This window comes from Adhaeribacter aquaticus DSM 16391, assembly GCF_000473365.1.
Taxonomy (GTDB): domain Bacteria; phylum Bacteroidota; class Bacteroidia; order Cytophagales; family Hymenobacteraceae; genus Adhaeribacter; species Adhaeribacter aquaticus.
This window is the reverse complement of the sequence record NZ_KI421517.1, coordinates 270,051-292,845: the sequence shown is the minus strand read 5'-3', so window position 1 is coordinate 292,845 and position 22,795 is coordinate 270,051. Positions and strand designations below refer to the sequence as shown.

The following is a 22,795-nucleotide window of genomic DNA, read 5'->3' as shown; positions in this document are numbered from 1 at the left end:
TGGAAACGGGAAAGCTTTCTATTCAAATATTAATAGGAAATGGCAAGATACACTGGCCCTAAAACAAAAATATCAAGAAGGTTTAACGAGCCTATCTTTGGTGCAAGCAAGGCTTTACAGAAAAAAGCTTACCCTCCAGGGATGCACGGAAGAGGAAGAAGAAAGAAACAATCTGAATACGCTGTTCAGTTAATGGAAAAACAAAAGGTTAAATACCTTTATGGCGTATTAGAAAAGCAATTCGCTAATTTATTTGATAAAGCACACCGTAGAGGTGGTATTACAGGTGAAAACTTGTTAGCTTTATTAGAGTCACGTTTAGATAACACAGTTTACCGTTTAGGTATTGCCCCAACTAGAAGAGCTGCTCGTCAGTTGGTTTTACATAAACATATCTTAGTGGATGGAGAAGTAGTTAACATTGCTTCTTACAGCCTTAAGCCAGGTCAAACTGTTGCAGTACGTGAGAAATCCAAATCATTAGAAGCTATTACAACCAGTTTATCTGCGCGTAATGCCCGTCAATTTTCCTGGTTAGAGTGGGATGGTAAAGAAATGGTAGGTAAATTCATTTCTGCTCCACAACGTGACCTTATCCCTGAGAAAATTCAGGAACAATTAATTGTCGAGCTTTACTCTAAGTAATAGTTCTAGTTCTTATACCTTAACTGATAAAATAGCAAATATGTCTATATTAGCCTTTCAAATGCCAGAGAAAGTTGTGATGGAGAAATCCGATGACTTTAATGGTCAATTTGAATTTAAACCCCTTGAAAAAGGATACGGTGTAACTATTGGCAATGCGCTTAGAAGAATTTTACTTTCTTCTTTGGAAGGTTACGCTATCACATCCATTAGAATACCTAGTGTTCTGCACGAATTCTCTACAATTGAAGGTGTGATAGAAGACGTATCTGAAATTATCCTGAACCTGAAAATGGTTCGGTTTAAGAAAATTAGTGATGCTGTTGAAGATAAAATTACTGTTTCTATACGGAATCAGGAAACATTTACTGCGGGCGATATTAACAACTTCACTAACGGCTTCCAAATTCTTAATCCTGATTTAATTATTTGCCATTTAGATACCAGCATTTCCTTAGAAGTTGAATTAACCATTCAAAAAGGAAGAGGTTACGTTCCTGCCGAGGAAAATAAACCAAATGATCAGGTATTTGGACAAATTGCTATTGATGCTATTTTTACGCCTATTAAAAATGTAAAATACAGCATTGAGAATACGCGGGTTGAACAGAAAACGGATTATGAAAAACTTCTAATCGATATATCAACCGATGGATCTATTCATCCGGAAGATGCATTGAAAGGAGCAGCTCATATTTTGATTCAGCATTTCATGTTATTCTCGGATAACACAATGACTTTTGAAACAGCTAAACCTGAAGAAGAAGAGGCTGTAGATGAAGAAATGCTGCATATGCGCAAAATATTGAAAACTCCCTTAAATGACATGGATCTTTCAGTACGTGCTTATAACTGTTTAAAAGCAGCTGATATTAGAACTTTAGGTGACTTAGTTCAATTAGACATGCAGGATATGATGAAATTCCGGAATTTTGGAAAGAAATCATTAACCGAATTGGAAAACTTAGTTCAGGAAAAAGGTCTTACCTTTGGAATGGATTTATCAAAATACAAATTAGACGAAGATTAGTAACTTAGCGGCATAATTCCCGATCCCGAAAGGTTGATCGACGGTATGCACGTGCACAATTAAAATAATGAGACACGGTAAAAAAATTAACCATTTAGGTAGAACGTCAGCTCACCGGAAAGCTATGTTATCAAACATGGCTTCATCGCTTATCTTACATAAGCGTGTAACCACCACGGTAGCAAAAGCTAAAGCTTTACGCAAATATGTAGAGCCGCTTTTAACCAAATCAAAAAACGATACTACCCATTCCAGAAGAACTATCTTCTCTTATCTTCAGAATAAAGATTCTGTTAAAGTTCTTTTTGATGAAGTAGCAGCTAAAATTGCAAATCGTCCGGGCGGTTATACCCGAATCTTAAAAACTGGTAATCGTTTAGGTGATAATGCTGATATGTGTATTATCGAACTAGTAGATTACAACGAGGATATGTTAAGCACAACAACCGCAACGGCTGCTGCTAAACCTAAAACTCGTCGTCGGAGTGGTGCTAAGAAGGCTGATGCTGCTGCTCCAGCTGCAGAAACTAATGTAGCTCCAGCTGCTGAAGAACCTTCTACAGATGCTGCTGCTGATACAACTGAGTCAAAAGATGCAGAATAATAAAAAATTATCTTAATTATTTAAAGGGGTATGATATTTATCATATCCCTTTTTTTATTTTTGCACAATCTTAGAAATGAAAGGTACTGAATTGAAAGAAGCAATTTTATTATTAGCTGACGGTAAAGTTTACCGTGGTAAAAGCCTGGGTCGTATAGGTACAAGTTCAGGTGAACTATGTTTTAATACTGGTATGACAGGTTACCAAGAGATTTTTACAGATCCTTCGTACTTCGGCCAAATTGTAGTTACAACTGTTCCGCACATTGGTAACTATGGTGTATTGGATAAAGAAGTTGAATCAAATCAGGTCCAGATTCAAGGTTTAGTGTGTAAAGAGTTTTCTGAATTCTTTTCGCGTAAATCAGCTGAAGGATCTCTGCAGGAGTATTTCGAAAAGGCAGGTATTATTGGTATTTGTGAAATAGATACCCGCGAGTTGGTTAGACATATTCGGGATAAAGGAGCTATGAATGCTGTTATATCTTCAGAAATTTCTGATTTAGCCTTATTGCAGGAAAAATTAGATGCTACTCCTCTTATGCACGGGTTAGAATTAGCTTCTCAAGTAAGTACTAAAGAAGAATATTCCATAGAATCGCCAGATAAGAAATACAAAGTGGCTATTCTGGATTTAGGCGTTAAGAAAAACATCTTAAATAATTTCGTGCAGCGGGGTTGTGAGGTTAAAGTGTTTCCTTTCAACACCAGTTATGAAGAGATGGAGCAATGGGGACCAGATGGCTATTTTATTTCTAATGGACCTGGAGACCCGGCTGCTACTACTCAGGCAGTAGAAAACGTTACCAAAATGCTGGAACAAGATAAACCACTTTTTGGAATTTGTATGGGTCATCAGATTTTAGCCCAAGCCAATGGTATTCCAACTTATAAAATGCATAATGGGCACCGTGGCTTAAATCATCCGGTTAAAAACTTAATTACTGGTAAATGTGAAATTACTTCACAGAACCATGGCTTTGCGGTTGATGCCGAACATGTAAAGAATAATGAGAATATAGAGATAACGCATATAAACCTAAATGACGGTACCATTGAAGGTATCCGGGTTAAAGGGAAGAAAGCATTCTCTGTACAATACCATCCAGAATCTTCACCAGGACCACATGATTCAGAATACTTATTTGATGAATTTGTGTCGATGTTGCCGAAGAAGGAAGATCAATAAATTTTAAATCCATATACTTAACTAAATAAAACTAAAGATGAGTTTAATAGGAAGCATAAAAGCCCGCCAAATATTTGATTCTAGAGGAAATCCTACTGTAGAAGTTGATGTAATAACTGAAAATGGCACTATTGGCCGTGCTGCAGTACCATCAGGTGCATCTACAGGTAAGCATGAGGCCGTAGAATTACGCGATGGTGATAAGTCTCAGTACATGGGTAAAGGTGTGTTGAATGCCGTTAAAAATGTAAATGATAAAATTGCTGACGAACTGGTAGGTTTCAGTGTATTTGAGCAAGGCTTGCTGGATAAAATAATGGTCGAGCTGGATGGTACGCACAATAAAGGTAACTTAGGTGCTAATGCTATTCTGGGTGTTTCTTTAGCGGCAGCGCGTGCGGCTGCACAAGAATTAAACATGCCGCTTTACCGTTATGTAGGGGGTGTAAATGCAACTACGCTGCCAGTTCCAATGATGAATATCCTGAATGGTGGAAGCCATGCAGATAATTCAATTGATTTTCAGGAGTTCATGATTATGCCAGTTGGCGCTCCTTCTTTTAAAGAAGCTTTACGTTGGGGAACTGAAATTTTCCATCACCTGAAAAACGTTTTACATAAGCAGGGTTTATCTACTAACGTAGGTGATGAAGGTGGTTTTGCTCCTAACATCAAGTCTAATGAAGAAGCTATTAAAGTAGTATTGCAGGCTATTGAGACGGCTGGTTATAAGCCAGGTGACGAGGTAATGATTGCCATGGATGCTGCTGCTTCTGAGTTTTATGATTCGGCTAGCGGACAGTATGTATTCAAGAAATCTACCGGTGACAGATTAACCTCTAATGAGATGGTTTCTTACTGGACGGAGTGGACTAAAAAATATCCAATTGTTTCTATTGAGGATGGTATGGATGAAGATGATTGGGCTGGCTGGAAAGCCTTAACAGAATCTATTGGTAATACTACCCAATTAGTAGGTGACGATTTATTTGTTACTAATGTAACCCGTCTACAACAAGGTATTGATCAACAAATTGCCAATTCAATTCTAATTAAAGTAAACCAGATAGGTTCATTAACTGAAACTATCAATGCAATCAACTTAGGCCGTCGTAACGGTTATAAGAGCATCATGTCGCACCGTTCCGGAGAAACAGAAGATAATACCATTGCTGACTTAGCAGTGGCCTTAAATACAGGCCAAATTAAAACTGGTTCTGCTTCTCGTTCTGACCGGATGGCTAAATACAACCAGTTACTACGCATTGAAGAGGAGTTAGGCGAATTAGCTTACTTCCCTGGGAAAAAAATGTAGTAATTACTTTTATTTTAAGTATTTTCAAGGGCTGCTGGAACCGTAAGTTCCGCAGCCTTTGTTGTCTGGAGAAATTGTTATTTATGTTGGCACGTGTTCCCAAGTTTGTTCGCAGTTTTTATTTCCTTTTTACTGTGTTATTTTTGGTTTGGATGATTTTCTTTGATTCAAACGATTTTATAACGCAATATGAAATGAGTAAGAAGTTGAGCGAGAAAGAGGAGGAAAAAGAATTTTACTTGCAAAAAATTTCTGAGGTTAAGAAAGACAGGGAGGAATTGTTAAGTAATCAGGAACTCTTGGAAAAGTATGCTCGAGAAAAATATTTAATGAAAAAGCCTGCTGAAGATTTATTCATTATTGTGAAACAGGAAGATAAACAAAAATAATTTTACTCCTTAAAAGAAAGAAGCCACTGAATAGTCAGTGGCTTCTTTCTTTTAATTTCTAATAATTTCATTTATACAGGTTATTGCCTCTAGGATTTGATAAACCAAACTCTGTTGACATAAAAACGTGTTTTCACTTCCAGTTTAAATAAGGCTTTGATTCTAGAGCTTTCCCTCCTGGTGCAAGCACCACATGTAGAGCATCACTTCTTGGTACTTTTCAAAAGGTTTCTACCAGGAAAGGATTTTATAAATGCTAATTTTTATTAAACTTTTATAGCCTAATATTAAACTTTTGGCCCAATCCTTCCAGGTCTTTGATTACTGGATCTAATAGCGGAATACCTTCTTCCATTCTTTTTGCTGAAATTAACCGTTCTGGATCTCCAGGAATTAACACAGCTTCTTCACCTTCACGGGTTTTAGCATTCCGAAAAGTTGAAATCCAGTTATCCATATGGGCTTTAAATTCATCGGCGGGGCGAAAGGCATCTACGCGCATAGCACCTAAAAAGTGACCAATGCCTTCGCCTACCGGATTGGCCGGAAGCGGTAAAAAGCTTACAAAAGGAGGAACCCAGGGACCATAATTGGCACCTGATAGTACGGCAGAGAATATATCAACAATAGAGCCCAGGCAATATCCTTTGTGGCTGCCAGTCTCGCCACCTAAAGGCAATAACGCGCCGCCATCCTTAAGCTCATGCGGATTGGTGGAGTTTTTGCCGGTAGCATCCTGTATCCAGCCAACTGGAGCTTCCAAGTTTTTCCGCTGCAGTATTTCAAGCTTTCCGTTAGCCGCTGTGGTGGTAGCAAAATCAGCTACAAAAGCAGGTTGCTCTTTAGCCGGTATGGCCACGGCAATAGGATTTGTACCTAATAGTCGTTCAACGGCACGCGTGGGGGCAACCAAAGGGCTAGCATTTGTCATGGCCATACCAATCATGTCATGGGCTAATGCCTGCATGGCATGATAACCAGCAATGCCATAATGATTAGAGTTTCGTACTGAAACCCAGCCGGTACCAGCTATTTTTGCTTTCTCAATGACAATCTCCATGGCTTTAGGGGCCACTACCAAACCCAAACCTCGATCGCCATCTACTACGGCGGTACTTGGGGTTTCGTGTACCACCCGAATGTTAGGTGTAGCATTAATGCGTCTGGCCTCCCATAAGCGAACATAACCGGATAAGCGAGCTACCCCATGGGAATCTACGCCTCGTAAGTCTGCGGCTAATAAAACATCTGTGGCTAATGCGGCATCAGAATCAGAACAGCCAATACTTTGAAAAATATTCTTGGTAAACTGGTAAAGTTGTTGGTATGGAAACATGAAAAGAATACCGGCCTGCCGGCCAAATTTAAATTATGCTTGGGAAAGTATTTGATTAAGCATGCCTTCTTTTAATGCATAAGAAGACACCCTGATTTTATGCAGGTCGTTATTCTCCAGAATATAATCAATCAGTACAGACGCCACTACAATCATATCTACCCGCATTTCCAGCATACCCGGTATGGCAAGCCGTTCTGCTTTATTTTTACGAATAATATCTTCATATATTTCGTAAAAGCAGCCTAAGGACAAATCAGATTCAGGGCAGCAATCCTGCTGGCGATCTATACCATTCTTTTGTGCATCAATATCGCAAAGTGTATCAAAGGTACCAGAGGATCCTATTAGTACCGTAGGCTTAAATTCTTCTACCGCCTTAGTTAAAGAGCTTAATTGTTCCTGTAAAAAGTGCTTTTCGGCTTCTATGGCTATTTCGGAAATTGGATCCGTTACAAAAAATTTATCTAACAGGCGTTGAGCACCAATTTCATAGCTCTCTTTCCAATAGATTTGTTGGTTGTCGGCAATAATGAACTCTACACTGCCGCCTCCTATATCTACAATCAGATTTTTTTCTGTACCTAAATCCAAAGCCGATTTAACACCATAATAAATTAATTCAGCTTCTTTATCGCCGGAAATAATTTCTACTACAAACCCGGTTTCTTCAGCAATAGCTTGTACCAGTTCAGGCCCATTGGCCGTATTACGCATGGCACTGGTGGCTAATGCCCTTACTACGTTTACCTGGTGCTCATCTACCAGCGCTTTAAATGATTTTAGCGTTTTAAGAGCCCGTTCGCGGGCGGCATCCGTAATAGCACCATGACTGATACCTCCTTCACCCAGTTTAACGGGTTCTTTGATCTTTACAAGAGTTTCAACTTGATTGTCCTGATCTACCTCTACAATTAGCAGGTGAAAGGTATTGGTGCCAAGGTCAATTAAAGCCAGCTTTTTCTTATTTTCCATCTGGATTTTGTTTGTCAGTTACCGAACTGAAACGGAAAAAAGTACCTAATGGTAATTTTCGTTTGCCTTTATCTAATAAATATAATTCGCCAAATTCCCGGAAACCATCTTCTTTTAAGGTGAAATTCTGATTTATTAAGTTTTCCAGAATAAAAGCGGAGAATCCTAAAGAATATAAGTTTATAAGAAATAAATGGTCGGTTGGGTCTAACAACTGACCACATAATTTAATTAATTCATTTAATTCATCTTCCAGTTGCCACTTTTCGCCGTTTGGGCCACGCCCATAAGCCGGCGGATCCAGGATAAGTCCCTGGTATTTATTGCCTCTTTTAACTTCGCGGCGCGCATATTTCATCGCATCTTCTACCAGCCACCGTATATTATCTAAATTACTGGCTTCCATGTTTTCGCGTGCCCAATAATTTACGACTTTTACCGAATCCAGATGCGTTACATCGGCTCCGGCGGCTCGGGCAGCTAAAGAAGCTGCGCCGGTGTAGGCAAACATATTTAAAATTTTAGGTTTCGGCGTTTTTAACTGCCGGGCATGGTCAAAAATAAACTTCCAATTGGGGTCCTGTTCCGGAAATAAGCCTACATGTTTAAACGAAGATAAACCCAATCGGAAACGTAATTGCAGGTCCTGGTACTTGTAATTAATAACCCATTGCTCCGGCATTCCTTTTTTTAAAGTCCATTGCCCTTTTTCAGAACTGCCTTTTTCTTTTTTAAAAACAGCCTGCGCCAAACGCGACCATTCCGATTCAGGTAAATGTTTATCCCAAATAGCTTGGGGCTCTGGCCGGGCTAAAATATATTGTCCGAATCGTTCCAGCTTTTCAAAGTTACCGGAATCCAGTAGCTCATAATCTGCCCAATTTTTAACAGTAAGAAAAGAATACATGAGCCTGATAATATGTAAAATTTATTGGTTATATGCTGAGATAAGGCTTTGCCGTTTTTAAATATATATGTAGCGGCAATATTATTATCTTTGCAGTTGTTTATACGCTGCGGGCGCAAATATAGTAATTAAATGCTGTTACGCAGATTAAAGAAAAATTGCCAAAGAGCACAGATAAAATGGAATTAACTTTTTATAAATACCAGGGTACGGCTAACGATTTTGTTATGGTTGATAACCGGAATCTTCATTTTGATGTAACCAATCAAAAGCTGGTACATTTTTTATGCGAGCGACGGATTGGTATTGGTGCGGATGGATTGATTTTGTTGCAGAACCGGGAAGGCTATGATTTTGAGATGGTTTATTTTAATGCCGATGGTCGGTTGGGATCTATGTGCGGAAATGGCGGGCGCTGTACCGTGCAATTTGCTAAGCAGCTAGGGGTAATTACTGATAAAGCTTATTTCTTGGCCGCCGATGGCGATCATTATGCCACTATATCTGATGAAGGTTTAGTTTCCCTTAAAATGAACGACGTGCAAGCTATTGAGTGCAGCGATGATTTCTATTATTTAAATACGGGATCTCCTCATTATGTATCTTTTGTGGAGGAACTGACCAATTACGATGTATTCGAAAAAGGTAAAAATATTAGGTACAACGACCGTTTCCAGGCAGAAGGTACCAATGTGAATTTTGCAGAGCTACCCGTTGAAACAAATGAATTATTTGTTCGGACGTATGAACGAGGGGTGGAGGACGAAACTTTTTCTTGTGGTACCGGGGTAACCGCCACTGCCATTGCGGCATCTTACAAAGGATTGGCCAGCCCGGTAAAAATTAAAACTTTGGGCGGAAAATTAGAGGTTTCTTTTAACCGGGATGGGGAAAAAGTAACAGATATTTATTTAACTGGCCCAGCTCAGTTAGTATTTGAAGGAAAAATTACAATATAAAATACAATTCTGGTTCATGGTTCGTAATTCTGCTTAAAATTTTTAAATAAGTTTAGAGGCCGAAATAGAAACCATGGACCATTAGCTGCTTTATGTTTTTAGAAACAGATACTTTATACCTGAGAGCAATAGAAAGTTCAGATTTGAATTTTTTGTACACCCTGGAAAATGACGTATCTGTTTGGCAGGTTAGCAATACCACCACTCCTTACTCTAAAGAAGCCCTCCAACAATATATAGATCAGGCAGCTTACGATATATATACTATTAAGCAACTACGCCTTATTATTTGTAGCCAACACCATGAGCCAGTTGGTGCTATTGATCTATTCGATTTTGATCCGAAAAATTTACGCGCCGGTATTGGCATAACCATTGCACCAACATTCCGACGACAACATTTTGCCTCCCAGTCTTTAGCGCTACTTCTCTCTTATTGCCATAATTATTTATTGCTCCATCAGGTTTATTGTACTATCGCTGTAAGTAATGAGGCTAGTTTAAAATTGTTTAAACAAGCTGATTTTAAAGTTATAGGGGTCCGGAAGGACTGGATAAAAACAGTAAATGGTTGGCTGGCAGTATATGAATTGCAAAAAATTTTAAACAATTAGTAATTACTACGGAGTACACTAGCCGTGTGTAATAGTTTGAGCCGTTAAATCAACGCCTTATAAATTTTGTATAAGAGATGGATTATATAAAAAAATAAAGAAACTGCGCGGTTTAATAGAAATGTTTGAAAGAAACAGAAAGAATAACTTCTGAATTACAATTAGTTAAATAAGAAAATTTATATTTTTTATAAATTTAATTTCTTAAAAATAGAACAGGACGTTCTAATCCCTCCCGTATAAATACTTATAAAAAGGCGTTTCTATACTTATAATTATTAAAAAACCAAAGCAAAAATTATTTTTTTTACAGCCTTTTTTCGTTTTTTCCGTACAATTCATCTGTAAGCAAAACCTACATGCCTGACTGGTTTTTGTTACATCAATTCCTGAAAATTTATTAATAATTAGTATAGTAAGTTTTTCATTACCTTAAGAAAGCTATGTTAAAGTTCGACCAAAATAATAGTAAAACAGATTTATTATCTAAAGAAGCAATGAATAATACAGAGTCTGGATGTTTAGATACAAACAATACGGATTCAAAAATAACTAAAATAGAAGCTTTCTTATCTGATATACCAGACATCGTTTGTATGTCGCATTTACGGTGGGATTTTGTATTTCAGCGTCCGCAACACTTACTAACTCGTTTCGCCCAGCATGCTAATTTGTACTATTTTGAAGAGCCTTATTTCTACGATGGTGCCCAGCCCCGGCTGGAGGTTACTACACGCGAAGGAGGCAATATAAATATAGTAGTAGCTCATTTACCTAATGGTTTAACGCCTCAGGAATCCGATGAAAAACAAATTGCCTTATTAGACCAGTTTTTTGCTGAAAAAGGTCTGGATCGCTTTATTTTCTGGTATTATACTCCTATGGCCCTGGAAATCACCCGGCAGTTAAAGCCCGCTTTAACGGTATACGACTGCATGGATGAATTATCAGCTTTTAAAGGAGCGCCCCCAAGATTGCGTGAGTTGGAAGCAGAAATGTTCCAGAAAGCTGATCTGGTATTTACCGGCGGCCATAGCATTTATGAAGCGAAGAAAGATCATCATAAAGATGTTTACGCTTTCCCTAGTAGTATTGATAAAGCCCATTTTACCCAGGCCCGTCAGGGGTTACCGGAGCCGGAAGATCAAAAAAGTATTCCGCATCCACGGTTTGGCTTTTATGGCGTAGTAGACGAGCGTTTTGATATAGAATTATTGCGGGGGATTTCCGCTTTAAGGCCTGATTGGCATTTTGTAATTATTGGCCCGGTTGTAAAGATAGATCCGGCTTTGTTGCCACAGGCGGAGAATATCCATTACCTGGGTGGTAAAAATTATAAAGAGTTACCAGTTTATTTAAGTACCTGGGATGTGGCTTTATTGCCTTTTGCATTAAATGAATCTACCAAATACATTAGTCCTACCAAGACTCCCGAATACTTAGCCGCTGGCAAGCCAGTAGTTTCAACCTCTATTAAGGACGTGGTACGACCTTATGGCGAATTAAATTTAGTACACATTGCCGATACGCCGGAAACATTTGTGGCAGCCATTGAAAAAGCCTTAGCCCAGCGGGATGATGCGGAATGGCTGGCTAAAACGGATGATTACCTGAGCGGAATTTCCTGGGATACAACCTGGCAGAATATGGTTTGCCTAATGCAGATTGCTTTAACCGAAAAGGCTGATCGGGCGTAGACCCATTTATTAACTAATTATAAATTAAAGAATTAATTCACTAATAATAGCACGAATATGTTTGACTATCTTATTGTAGGAGCTGGTTTTGCCGGTAGTGTGTTGGCAGAGCGTCTGGCCACCAGATCAAATAAAAAAGTACTTATCATAGACAAACGTTCGCATATTGCGGGAAACGCCTATGATCACTATAATGAAGAAGGCATACTGGTTCATAAATATGGTCCGCATATTTTCCACACCAATTCTAAAGATGTTTTTGATTACTTATCTCAATTTACAGAATGGCGTTCCTACGAACACCGGGTGTTAGCCAGTGTAGATGGTCAATTAGTACCCATGCCTATCAACCTAGATACAATAAATAAATTATATGGCTTAAACCTTACTTCTTTTCAGTTAGAAGAGTTTTTTGAATCCGTAGCGGAAAAAGTGCCGGAAATTAAAACCTCAGAAGATGTAGTAGTAAGTAAAGTAGGACGTGAGCTTTACGAAAAGTTTTTTAAATACTATACCCGGAAACAATGGGGAATGGATCCATCTGAATTAGATAAATCTGTTACTTCCCGTGTTCCAACACGTACAAACCGTGACGACCGGTATTTTACCGATACTTTCCAGGCAATGCCGTTGCACGGATATACCAAAATGTTCGAAAATATGCTTTCCCATCCGAACATTAAAGTTATGCTGAATACTGATTATAAAGAGATCATAAATGAAATTCAGTATAAGGAAATGATCTTTACCGGACCAGTTGATGAATATTTTGACTATAAGTTTGGTAAGCTACCATATCGTTCTTTAGAGTTTAAGCATGAAACTTTAAATACGGAAAGCTTCTTGCCAGCCGCGGTAGTAAACTATCCGAATGAGCATGCTTATACCCGTGTAACGGAATTTAAGATGTTAACCGGACAAAAACATTCCAAAACCAGTGTGGTTTATGAGTTTCCGAGAGCAGAAGGAGACCCATATTATCCAGTGCCAAAACCTGAAAATGCTGAGTTATACAATAAGTATAAAAAAATAGCTGACCAGACACCGGGTGTACACTTTGTAGGCCGTTTGGCTACTTATAAATATTATAACATGGACCAGGTTGTGGCCCAGGCTTTAACTCTTTACAAAAAGCTGACCGAGAAGGTTGAAGAAGATAAAACGATTGCCGAAATTGAAAAGATTGTGAAGGGAAAGTCGTTGAACGGATCTGCCATCAAAATCAGTACCAATGGAAGTCATTGAACTATGGGGCGGGATAGAAAGCAGTCATAATAGGGTAGAAGATAAGTTTTTTGATCAGATAAGCCGGAACGGACATTTAACCAGAATTTCTGATTTAGATTTATTTGCTTCTATCGGCATAAAAAAACTTCGGTATCCAATTTTGTGGGAGCACGTAGCCCCACAAAGTTTGGATAAGCCTGATTGGGCTTGGGCCGATGAACGACTGAACCGTTTGCGTGAGCTGAACATAGAGCCTATTGTGGGTTTTGTTCATCACGGCAGCGGACCCCGCTATACAAGTTTAGTTAGTGAGAATTTTGCGGAAGGTTTAGGCCAATATGCCGGTATGGTAGCCGAGCGTTATCCCTGGGTAAAATATTATACACCCGTTAATGAGCCCCTTACTACTGCTCGTTTTAGTGGCTTATATGGTTTTTGGTATCCACATGGTCAAAATGATACTACCTTTATTAGATGCCTGCTAAACGAACTGCATGGAACCCGTTTAGCTATGAAAGCTATCCGGAAGATAAATCCGGAGGCTCAGTTGGTGCAAACCGAAGATTTAGGACAAACCCAAAGTACCGCTAAATTAGCCTACCAGGCAAAGTTCGAAAATACCCGCCGCTGGTTATCGTTTGATATATTATGTGGAAAGGTAAACCGGGTGCATGCACTTTGGGATTATCTAAGAAAATCAGGCGCTTCAGAAGCAGAATTACTGTCTTTTGTAAACGACCCAATGCCACCGGATATATTTGGAATCAACCATTATATTACCAGCGAACGGTTTCTGGATGAGCATCTGGTAAATTATCCTTTGCACACCCATGGCACAAACGGAAAGCATAAATATGCCGACGTGGAAACAGTTCGTGTTCGGGGCGTGGAACGGGTTGGAATAAAAGGCTTATTGCAGCAAACTTGGGAAAGGTATCAATTACCAATAAGCGTTACAGAAGCCCATATTTGTTGTACCCGGGAAGAACAAATGCGGTGGTTTAAGGAAATTTGGGATACCACAGCTTCCTTAAGAAAACAAGGTATAGATTGCCGTTCAGTAACAGCTTGGGCTTTGTTGGGTTCTTATGATTGGAATTCTTTACTAACCCAGGAGCGGAATTTCTATGAAAACGGTATTTACGATTTACGAGGTGGTAAGCCTCGGGCAACGGCTATGGCTCCTATGCTCAAAAGTTTATCATTTACCGGAGAATATAAACATCCTTTACTAGATACTAAAGGGTGGTGGGACCGGGAAGAACGGTATGAGTATAATGTAAAGGAAGAGTTTACCTACATTAGTTCTCTTAAGCACCAAGTAAATCATCAGAAAGATGGGGTGCCGCCAATTTTAATTACTAGTGCTTCCGGTGCGTTAGGTAAAGCATTCGAGCGCATCTGTAAGATCAGGGGGTTAAGTTATAAACTTCTTTGCAAAGCAGATTTAGATATAACTAATCCGGAAGCAGTGGAGGAGGCTATAAGTAAGTATAAGCCTTGGGCTATTGTAAATACTGGGGGTTATATCCGGATAGATGATGCCGAAACTGATTCAGAAAACTGTTACCGGGAGAATAGTGTTGGTCCGGCCATTCTGGCAGAAAAGTGCAAGCAATATAATCTTAAGTTGTTAACTTTTTCTTCCGATATGGTATTTGATGGTTTAAAAGAAGCGCCTTATACCGAAGAAGATAACCCAGCGCCACGTAGCATTTACGGTAAAAGTAAGCTACAGGCAGAACAAGAGGTGCTTAGGCTATTGCCAGAGGCATTAATAATTCGCACAAGTGCCCTTTTTGGAATTTGGGATGAACATAATTTTGTATACCGGGCACTCCGTGCCTTTGTGTCAGGAAATACTTTTGCCGCGGCCAGTGATGTTCGTGTTTCGCCGACGTATGTTCCTGATTTGGTGCACACTGCTTTGAATTTACTTATAGATGAAGAAAAAGGTATTTGGCATTTAACCAATAAAGGGGATTATACTTGGTCTGAACTGGCGGCATTAACGGCAACTATTGCGAAAATTGATAATTACGATTTACAAGAGGTTTCCGTGGCTAATTTAGCTTTGCCAGCATATCGGCCAAAAAATGCAGTTTTAGCCAGCGCTAAGGCTGATTTGATGCCAACTGTGGAGGATGCTCTTTACCGGTGTATACAAGAAATTATGCTGAACATGCACCAATTAGATAAGCGCATAAGCAAAGATGTAAACACGCAACAGGTAAATACAGCCCTTAAAGCAAGTAATGCCAGAGCAGGTACTAAATAGTTAGAGGTAGATTTATCAGTAACCGGAAGCAGGAAAACCAACTTGCTTCCGGTTTTTTTTTGCATAAGATTCAATTTAACTGACATCTTGCCTGAAAAAAGATAGGTATAATCTTTGTAAGTAAAACGGGAATTGATTTGTGATTTTAACAGTTTACATAATATAGAGTTACTTATAAAGAAATAAGTTTTAAGTCCCCGGAGGCTGCATTTTCTAAAGTAACCCTAAGTTGTTTTAGCTGAACGTATAAGAATATTCAGAAAAACAGCGTATTTTTGACGATTACTAATACATAATAAAAAAGCTAACAGATGTTCGATTTTATCGGAAAAGCGATTGCTAAAGTGTTTGGAACTAAATCTGAACGCGATATTAAAGAGATTTTTCCTTACGTAGATTTAATAAATCAGGAGTTCACTAATTTAGCTTCCATTACCGATGGTGAATTACGTGCCCGCACTGCTACCGTTAGAAACCAGATTAACGAACGCTTAAGTGAAATTGATGCCCAGATTGCGGCTTTGCATAAACGTGTGGCCGACGAACCTAATTTGGATATTGTTCAAAAAGAAGCCGTTTTCTCTCAGATTGATGAGCTGGAAAAACAACGGAATAAAGATCTGGAAAAGGTGCTGATGGAAATCTTACCTCAAGCATTTGCCATTGTAAAAGAAACCGCCCGCCGGTTAAAAGAAAATAAAAAGTTGGTAGTTCCTGCTACTGATTATGACCGGGAAATAGCTTCCAGAAAATCTAATGTTGAGATTACTGGCGATCAGGCTATCTGGTATAATAAATGGATAGCTGCTGGTAACGAAGTAACCTGGGACATGATGCATTACGATGTGCAGTTGATAGGTGGTATTGTTTTACACCAGGGGAAAATTGCTGAGATGGCAACCGGTGAAGGTAAAACATTGGTTGCTACGCTACCAGCTTTCCTGAATGCCTTGGCTAAACGCGGGGTACACGTAGTTACGGTGAATGATTACCTGGCAAAACGTGACTCGGAATGGATGGCTCCTTTGTTTGAGTTCCACGAGATTTCGATTGATTGCATTGATAAACACCAGCCAAATACAGATGCGCGCCGTCAGGCTTACCAAGCCGATATTACTTACGGTACCAACAACGAATTTGGGTTTGATTACCTGCGCGATAACATGGCACGCAGTACTGATGAACTGGTGCAGCGGAAACATCACTTTGCCATGGTGGATGAGGTAGACTCTGTTTTGATTGATGATGCGCGTACGCCATTAATTATTTCGGGTCCGGTGCCACGTGGTGATGAACACGAGTTTTACGTGTTAAAGCCGCGCGTTTCAATGCTGGTAGAAGCACAAAGGAAACTGGTAAATAACTTCCTAGTTGAAGCAAAACGATTAATAAAGGAAGGTAACGATAAAGAGGGAGGCCTGTCCTTATTCCGTGCTTATCGTGGTTTACCTAAAAATAAACCATTAATTAAATTCTTAAGCGAAACGGGAATGCGTTCAGTTCTTCAAAAAACTGAAAACTTCTACCTGCAGGATAATGCCCGTCAGATGCCGGAAGCAGATGCACCGCTTTATTTTACTATTGATGAGAAAAGTAATAACATTGAGCTAACCGAAAAAGGGATCGATATGATTACTGGTCAGGGTGAAGATCCGCATTTCTTCATTCTGCCAGATATTGGAACTGAGTTAGCTAATATTGAGAATAATCAAACCTTGTCGCACGACGAAAAGCTGCATAGCAAGGATAAGTTAATGAATGACTTTGCTGAAAAGTCGCAGCGCATTCATACAGTAAACCAGTTATTAAAAGCTTATACTTTATTTGAGAAGGATGTTGAGTATATCTTAACAGAAGATAAAAAAGTTAAGATAGTAGATGAGCAAACTGGTCGGGTAATGGAAGGCCGTCGGTATTCAGACGGTTTGCACCAGGCTATTGAGGCAAAGGAAAACGTAAAAGTAGAAGATGCTACTCAAACCTATGCTACCGTAACCTTGCAGAATTATTTCCGGATGTATCATAAGCTTTGTGGTATGACGGGTACTGCCGAAACCGAGGCTGGAGAATTCTGGGAGATTTACAAACTGGATGTGGTGGTAATTCCAACTAACCGCATAGCCCAACGGAAAGATTACGACGATAAAGTGTATAAAACCGTTCGGGAAAAGTTTAATGCCGTTGCCGAGGAAATCGTTGAATTAACCAAAGCTGGCAGACCGGTATTAGTAGGTACCACTTCAGTTGAAATTTCTGAACTAATAAGCCGGATGCTTAAAATGCGTGGTATCCAACATCAGGTACTTAACGCCAAACAACATCAGCGTGAAGCCGAGATTGTTGCCGAGGCAGGTAAACCATCTACCGTAACCATTGCTACCAACATGGCTGGCCGTGGTACAGATATTAAACTTACGCCAGAGTCTAAAGCTGCCGGAGGGTTGGCTATTATTGGTACCGAACGCCACGAATCCCGTCGCGTTGACCGTCAGTTACGTGGTCGTTCCGGCCGTCAGGGTGACCCAGGTTCTTCACAGTTCTTTGTGAGTTTGGAAGATAACCTGATGCGTTTGTTTGGTTCGGATCGGATAGCTCGTTTAATGGACCGAATGGGCTTAGAAGAGGGCGAAGTTATTCAGCACTCTATGATTTCCAGCTCTATCGAAAGAGCGCAGAAAAAAGTAGAAGAAAATAACTTTGGTACCCGTAAGCGTTTGCTGGAATACGATGACGTGATGAACGCTCAACGTGAAGTGGTGTATCGTCGTCGTCGGAATGCTTTGTATGGTGAGCGTTTAGAGCTGGATATCTGGAATATGATTTATGATACGGCCGAAGATGTTGCCGCTAACCACAAGGGCAGTGGTGATTACGACGATTTTAAGCTGAATATAATCCGGGTATTTGGTTATGATACCGAGATTACCCAACAGGAAATGAATAGTTTGCAGGAAGCTCAATTAACCGAGCGGTTGTATTCAGAAGCTCTGAGTTATTATATTTCCAAAACTGGTCAGATTGCTGAGCATGCTTTCCCAATTATCATGGATATTTTCATGAATCGGGGTATGATGATTGAGAATGTGGCCGTTCCGTTCACTGATGGTCGCCGGCAAATGACGGTAGTAGCTAATTTGCAGAAGATGGTTAATAACCAAGGAAAAGAGCTGATCCGGGAACTGGAGAAGGTTATTGCCTTAGTAACCATTGATAATGCCTGGACGCAGCATTTACGGGAAATGGATGATTTAAAACAATCCGTTCAGAATGCTGTTTATGAACAGAAAGATCCTTTATTAATCTATAAGTTTGAATCGTTTGAGTTATTCAAACGTATGATTGGTAAAGTAAATGAGGAAACTGTTTCTTTCTTGTTTAAAGCTGATATTCCGATTCAGGAAGCGGAAGAAGTAAGAGAGGCAAGAGCTCCAAAGCCGCAACCTAAAGCGCCAGCGTTAAAACTGCAGAAAGAAGAAGCTCATTCTACTTTAGAAAGTAATACAGGAGCTGCTACTGTAGCACCGGAGCCTGAAAAAGTAATGCCGGCACGTGCCCAGAGAGTAGCCGGACGTAACGATAAAGTTAGCGTACGTTACAACGATGGGCGGGTAGTGCGCGACGTTAAATTTAAAAACGTAGAAGAAGACGTAAATAACAACCGATGTGTCATTATTGAAGACTAGCTCTGACTTACCGGTAAATAGCATAGCAAAATATATCGATCATACGCTCCTGCGCCCTGATGCAGACGAGCGTATGATCGTTGCTTTATGTAAGGAGGCTGATAAATATCAGTTTGCAGCGGTTTGCGTGCCACCTTGTTATATAAAGCAAGCAGCTGGTTTATTAGATCAGGAAAAAGTAAAAGTTGCTACCGTTATTGGTTTTCCGTTAGGTTATCAAACGGCTGATGTGAAATTTTTTGAAGCGCATAAGGCCTTAAGTATTGGTGCTTCTGAAATTGATGCCGTAATGAATATAGCCGCTTTTAAATCCGGACAATACAAAGAAGTTGAAAATGAACTGGGTGAACTGGCAACGCTTTGCCATTTCAAAAATGGTATTCTAAAAGTAATAATTGAAACAGCTCTTTTATCTGAGGAAGAAATAATAACGGCTTGCCAGCTTTGTACCGAAGCAGAAGTGGATTATGTGAAGACTTCTACCGGCTTTTCCAGCCGGGGTGCTTCCTTAGAAGATATCCAACTTATGCGGGCTAATTTGCCGGCTACTATTCGGATAAAAGCCTCAGGAGGTATAAAAGATTATGGTTTTGCCCAGCAACTGATAGCTGCAGGAGCAGACAGAATCGGAACTTCTTCCGGAATTAAAATTCTTAAACATGAAAAAGAGTTATACTAGCCTTTTATACATTCTCGGTATTTTTTTGCTGATTTCGGCTTGTGCCAGCTCTGGTACGCCTACTGCATCCAGAAGCGATGACAGCAAATCAGGCGGAACAGCAAAATCTCCTAAATCAGAAGATTTAAGTATATACCGGCCTAAATTCAATTTGCCTGCCTCAAGGGGTGCCTCTTCAAATGCACCAACTAATACGACAAGTGCTAGTAGTATAACGCCTACCCGTCATATCAATGATAAGGTAGCTGTACTCCTAGATACGGTGGCTAGCATGAATAAATCCATCAGGTATGCGCAGGGTTATCGCATATTAGCTTATTCCGGCACCGAACGTAAAGCAGCTATGGATATGCGAAAAGCCATTATTGCCCGTATGCCGGAGGAACGGGATTACTTACAATATAAACAGCCAACTTTCCGCTTAAAAATTGGCGATTACTTTACCAGAGTAGAAGCCCAACAGGCGCTATTACAAATAAAGAACATTACTCCTAATGCTATGATTGTAGCAGATCAGATAAACGTGAAGTAATGTTTCAAACTAATCTGTATACATAAGTTCAAAATTCCAGGCAAACTTATTTGCTATTTTTATTTTTAGAGTAAACACTATTATGGCCGATCTTAAACAGGCAATCAAAAACCTGGCAACTGAATTTGTTTCCGATACCGTTACTATCCGAAGACATTTGCACGCTAATCCGGAGCTTTCGTTTAAAGAATATAATACTGCTAATTTTGTTAAAGAAAAGCTACAGGAACTAGGGTTAAACCCGGTAAGTATGGCAGAAACCGGCGTGGTTGTTTTGATAGAAGGTAAAAATCCGGGAAAGAAAACCATTGCTTTACGTGCCGACATGGATGCTTTGCCTATAGAAGAGCAGAATAACGTACCTTATAAATCACAAAACAAAGGCGTAATGCATGCCTGTGGACACGATGTGCATACATCTTCTTTATTAGGAACGGCCCGAATTTTAAATAAACTTCGTGATCAGTTTGAAGGATCGGTGAAACTTATCTTTCAACCGGGAGAAGAATTGCTTCCGGGTGGTGCCTCTATTATGATTAAAGAAGGTGTTTTACAGAATCCTGAGCCTGCTGCCATTTTTGGCCAACATGTGTTCCCGATGCTGCCTGCTGGTAAAATAGGCGTACGGTCTGGGATGTATATGGCCAGCGCTGATGAGATATATGTAACAGTAACAGGAAAAGGTGGCCATGGGGCTATGCCCGAAATGAACGTGGACCCAGTTGTGATTGCCGCTCATATTATTGTTGCTCTTCAGCAAATAGTGAGTCGCCATGCCAGTCCTAAAGTACCAACTGTTTTATCTTTTGGAAAAGTTATAGCCAATGGCGCTACCAACATTATACCAAATGAAGTTAAAATGGAGGGCACTTTCCGAACCATGAATGAGCCTTGGCGAGCCCAAGCTCACATTAAAATGAAAAAAATGGCAGAACAAATGGCAGAGGCCATGGGTGGGAGCTGTGATTTTCATATTGCCAAAGGGTATCCTTTTTTACAAAACGAGCCAGCCCTTACTGAAAGAATGCATACCGCTGCGGTAGATTTTTTAGGTAAAGAAAATGTTATAGACCTGGATATTTGGATGGCGGCGGAAGATTTTTCTTATTACACCCAACAAGTAGATGCTTGCTTTTACCGTTTAGGTACTCGTAACGACGAAAGAGGTATTACATCCTCGGTACATACCCCAACTTTTGATATCGATGAGAATGCTTTGGAAACAGGCATCGGGTTAATGGCTTGGCTTACTATTCAGGAGCTTAGTAACTAAAATCAAAGATTACAAGTAGAGCTTCTATCTTAGTACAATTCTATTTTTTGAACTTGAAAACATATTGCTACCGGCAACTCCGAAAAGTCCTGTTGGGGGTGACAGGACTTTTCTTATTTTTATTTCATCAGCCAAGTTTTGGACAAAGTAAAACCTACCGGAGCGGTGCTTTTTGGCCGGAAGTACAGGTTGAATATGTTTTAAAAAGCACCAGCTTCTTCTTTTTCAGAAATCAAAACCGACATAACTTCGATGACGCCTTTAATCATGCCCGCGAAAATGGTCCATTACAATACTTAGAAAGATTTCAGATAAGGGGAGGCTATGAGTATGTTTTTAGGGGGCATTGGGGTTTAGGGGTTTCTGAATCATATGCCATTGAACGAACCCGTAGAATTTTATTTAATGAAATATATGGTCGGCATATTGGTTCTATCGGAAAGTTTCGGTTTACTCAAAGGGCCGCCTATGAACATGTGGTGCGTTGGGGAGCAGAAACTTTTGGCCGTTCCCGAATTAGAGCTGATGTGGACCGGGATATAAATCTGGGTAAGATAAAGTTAAGGCCCCGCATTGCTTATGAGTTATTCTTTAATTACGATTATAAACAAAGTCCTGCTGATCCAGATGTAGAAAGAGAGGTGGACCGGACCAGGTTGCGGCTGGAACTACAATATGTGGTAAATCAACGGCTGGGAATTATGCCGCATTTCATTAAACAATCTGATTACTTTTTGGTAGAGCCTGCTTATGATAAAGTTGGGAATTTAATAAGAGCAGGAGGTAGGCATAACCAAATAAGACCTATTTGGGGATTGGATATCCGGTATACCATATTTGAAGGAGGGACACCATTCCCTAGAAACAGGTAAGTGTATGACTAATAGTCTTGTTTTTTACCCTTAAAAACATTAGCTTAAGACATAATGTCCTAAATTGATGTTTTTTTCTGATTGGTATAAAATTTACTATAGTGTCTATGTAAATATCAGAATTCAAATAATAAGGAGATAAAAGCTATGACACTGGTAAAATTAAATTCAAATTTAGTAGATAGATTACCTGAAACATATGGTAGCGTAATTGATAAATTTTTTAACGAAGGTTTATCTACTCATAGAAGAAACTTAACAAAATTTTATCCGCAAGTAGATTCTATCGAGACTGAAAAAGAATTTCAATTACAAGTAGCACTACCAGGAGTTAAAAAAGAAAACGTTCATTTAGAGTTTGAAGAAGGCAGATTAACCATTTCCGGCGAACGTAAATTTGATACCGATACAAAAGATAAAAAGTATCATTTCGTGGAAACCAACTATGGCAGCTTCAAAAGAGCATTTAATTTACCCGAGAATATTCAAGAAGCTGGTATAGAGGCGCGTTTTGAGGATGGCATCTTAACAGTAGTTATTCCAAAAGACGAAAAGAAAGTGGCAAAACGCCAGATTGAAGTAAAGTAAAAA

The 22,795-nt window shown here is 39.6% G+C and carries 20 protein-coding genes; 17 read left to right on the top strand and 3 right to left on the bottom strand.

Annotated features, from left to right (window positions below):
- Nucleotides 1–39 precede the first annotated feature (39 nt).
- The 6 genes from rpsD (at nucleotide 40) to ADHAQ_RS0103120 (ending at nucleotide 5,172) form a co-directional block, all read left to right on the top strand.
- A complete protein-coding gene (rpsD, locus tag ADHAQ_RS0103145) occupies nucleotides 40–645 on the top strand; it encodes a 30S ribosomal protein S4 (protein WP_026461687.1) in 606 nt (201 codons plus the stop codon).
- A 40-nt stretch (nucleotides 646–685) separates the two neighbouring features.
- Nucleotides 686–1,675, top strand: a complete 990-nt coding sequence (locus ADHAQ_RS0103140; RefSeq protein ID WP_026461686.1) for a DNA-directed RNA polymerase subunit alpha — start codon at nucleotides 686–688, stop codon at nucleotides 1,673–1,675.
- Between the two features lie 67 nt (nucleotides 1,676–1,742).
- Nucleotides 1,743–2,279 carry a 50S ribosomal protein L17 gene (gene rplQ / locus ADHAQ_RS0103135; protein ID WP_026461685.1) on the top strand — a complete coding sequence of 179 codons (537 nt, stop codon included), beginning with the start codon at nucleotides 1,743–1,745 and terminating at the stop codon, nucleotides 2,277–2,279.
- Between the two features lie 76 nt (nucleotides 2,280–2,355).
- Nucleotides 2,356–3,468 carry a glutamine-hydrolyzing carbamoyl-phosphate synthase small subunit gene (carA, locus tag ADHAQ_RS0103130; RefSeq protein WP_026461684.1) on the top strand — a complete coding sequence of 371 codons (1,113 nt, stop codon included), beginning with the start codon at nucleotides 2,356–2,358 and terminating at the stop codon, nucleotides 3,466–3,468.
- A gap of 37 nt (nucleotides 3,469–3,505) precedes the next feature.
- Nucleotides 3,506–4,783: a phosphopyruvate hydratase gene (gene eno / locus ADHAQ_RS0103125; RefSeq protein WP_026461683.1), complete on the top strand. Its 1,278-nt coding sequence runs from the start codon at nucleotides 3,506–3,508 to the stop codon at nucleotides 4,781–4,783.
- A gap of 83 nt (nucleotides 4,784–4,866) precedes the next feature.
- Nucleotides 4,867–5,172: an FtsB family cell division protein gene (locus ADHAQ_RS0103120; protein ID WP_026461682.1), complete on the top strand. Its 306-nt coding sequence runs from the start codon at nucleotides 4,867–4,869 to the stop codon at nucleotides 5,170–5,172.
- Between the two features lie 274 nt (nucleotides 5,173–5,446).
- Here the strand turns inward: ADHAQ_RS0103120 and ADHAQ_RS0103115 are convergent, their stop codons facing one another.
- Genes ADHAQ_RS0103115 through ADHAQ_RS0103105 form a run of 3 tightly spaced genes read right to left on the bottom strand, consistent with a single transcriptional unit; the run spans nucleotide 5,447 to nucleotide 8,390 of the window.
- Nucleotides 5,447–6,508: an Ldh family oxidoreductase gene (locus ADHAQ_RS0103115; protein ID WP_026461681.1), complete on the bottom strand. Its 1,062-nt coding sequence runs from the start codon at nucleotides 6,506–6,508 to the stop codon at nucleotides 5,447–5,449.
- A gap of 33 nt (nucleotides 6,509–6,541) precedes the next feature.
- Nucleotides 6,542–7,483 (bottom strand): Ppx/GppA phosphatase family protein, encoded by a 942-nt coding sequence (locus ADHAQ_RS0103110; protein ID WP_034256539.1) that lies wholly within the window; start codon nucleotides 7,481–7,483, stop codon nucleotides 6,542–6,544.
- Entirely contained in the window at nucleotides 7,473–8,390 is a 918-nt protein-coding gene (locus tag ADHAQ_RS0103105; RefSeq protein WP_026461679.1) for a class I SAM-dependent methyltransferase, read from the bottom strand. Before ADHAQ_RS0103105 ends, ADHAQ_RS0103110 begins: the two co-directional genes overlap by 11 nt.
- A gap of 179 nt (nucleotides 8,391–8,569) precedes the next feature.
- Here ADHAQ_RS0103105 and dapF point away from each other — a divergent pair, with 179 nt between their 5' ends.
- The 11 genes from dapF (at nucleotide 8,570) to ADHAQ_RS0103045 (ending at nucleotide 22,792) form a co-directional block, all read left to right on the top strand.
- Entirely contained in the window at nucleotides 8,570–9,349 is a 780-nt protein-coding gene (dapF, locus tag ADHAQ_RS0103100; RefSeq protein ID WP_026461678.1) for a diaminopimelate epimerase, read from the top strand.
- Between the two features lie 92 nt (nucleotides 9,350–9,441).
- The gene (locus ADHAQ_RS0103095; protein ID WP_026461677.1) at nucleotides 9,442–9,963 is read left to right on the top strand and encodes a GNAT family N-acetyltransferase; all 522 of its coding nucleotides are present in this window, start codon (nucleotides 9,442–9,444) and stop codon (nucleotides 9,961–9,963) included.
- 443 nt (nucleotides 9,964–10,406) lie between these two features.
- Nucleotides 10,407–11,660 carry a glycosyltransferase family 1 protein gene (locus ADHAQ_RS28485; RefSeq protein ID WP_245590567.1) on the top strand — a complete coding sequence of 418 codons (1,254 nt, stop codon included), beginning with the start codon at nucleotides 10,407–10,409 and terminating at the stop codon, nucleotides 11,658–11,660.
- A gap of 57 nt (nucleotides 11,661–11,717) precedes the next feature.
- The gene (gene glf, locus ADHAQ_RS28480; protein ID WP_051359685.1) at nucleotides 11,718–12,905 is read left to right on the top strand and encodes a UDP-galactopyranose mutase; all 1,188 of its coding nucleotides are present in this window, start codon (nucleotides 11,718–11,720) and stop codon (nucleotides 12,903–12,905) included.
- Nucleotides 12,892–15,165: a family 1 glycosylhydrolase gene (locus ADHAQ_RS24385; RefSeq protein WP_071781086.1), complete on the top strand. Its 2,274-nt coding sequence runs from the start codon at nucleotides 12,892–12,894 to the stop codon at nucleotides 15,163–15,165. Before glf ends, ADHAQ_RS24385 begins: the two co-directional genes overlap by 14 nt.
- Before the next feature lie 311 nt (nucleotides 15,166–15,476).
- Complete coding sequence (gene secA, locus ADHAQ_RS0103070) at nucleotides 15,477–18,848, top strand: preprotein translocase subunit SecA (protein ID WP_026461676.1); 3,372 nt, start codon at nucleotides 15,477–15,479, stop codon at nucleotides 18,846–18,848.
- The gene (deoC, locus tag ADHAQ_RS0103065; RefSeq protein ID WP_245590566.1) at nucleotides 18,829–19,527 is read left to right on the top strand and encodes a deoxyribose-phosphate aldolase; all 699 of its coding nucleotides are present in this window, start codon (nucleotides 18,829–18,831) and stop codon (nucleotides 19,525–19,527) included. The genes secA and deoC overlap by 20 nt, the downstream gene beginning before the upstream one ends.
- On the top strand, nucleotides 19,508–20,059 hold the full coding sequence (locus ADHAQ_RS0103060) for a sporulation protein (protein WP_026461674.1): 552 nt from the start codon (nucleotides 19,508–19,510) through the stop codon (nucleotides 20,057–20,059). Before deoC ends, ADHAQ_RS0103060 begins: the two co-directional genes overlap by 20 nt.
- A gap of 82 nt (nucleotides 20,060–20,141) precedes the next feature.
- Nucleotides 20,142–21,332 carry a M20 metallopeptidase family protein gene (locus ADHAQ_RS0103055; protein ID WP_026461673.1) on the top strand — a complete coding sequence of 397 codons (1,191 nt, stop codon included), beginning with the start codon at nucleotides 20,142–20,144 and terminating at the stop codon, nucleotides 21,330–21,332.
- 53 nt (nucleotides 21,333–21,385) lie between these two features.
- Nucleotides 21,386–22,204 (top strand): porin family protein, encoded by an 819-nt coding sequence (locus tag ADHAQ_RS0103050; protein WP_157433333.1) that lies wholly within the window; start codon nucleotides 21,386–21,388, stop codon nucleotides 22,202–22,204.
- Between the two features lie 147 nt (nucleotides 22,205–22,351).
- Complete coding sequence (locus ADHAQ_RS0103045) at nucleotides 22,352–22,792, top strand: Hsp20/alpha crystallin family protein (protein WP_026461671.1); 441 nt, start codon at nucleotides 22,352–22,354, stop codon at nucleotides 22,790–22,792.
- Nucleotides 22,793–22,795 lie beyond the last annotated feature (3 nt).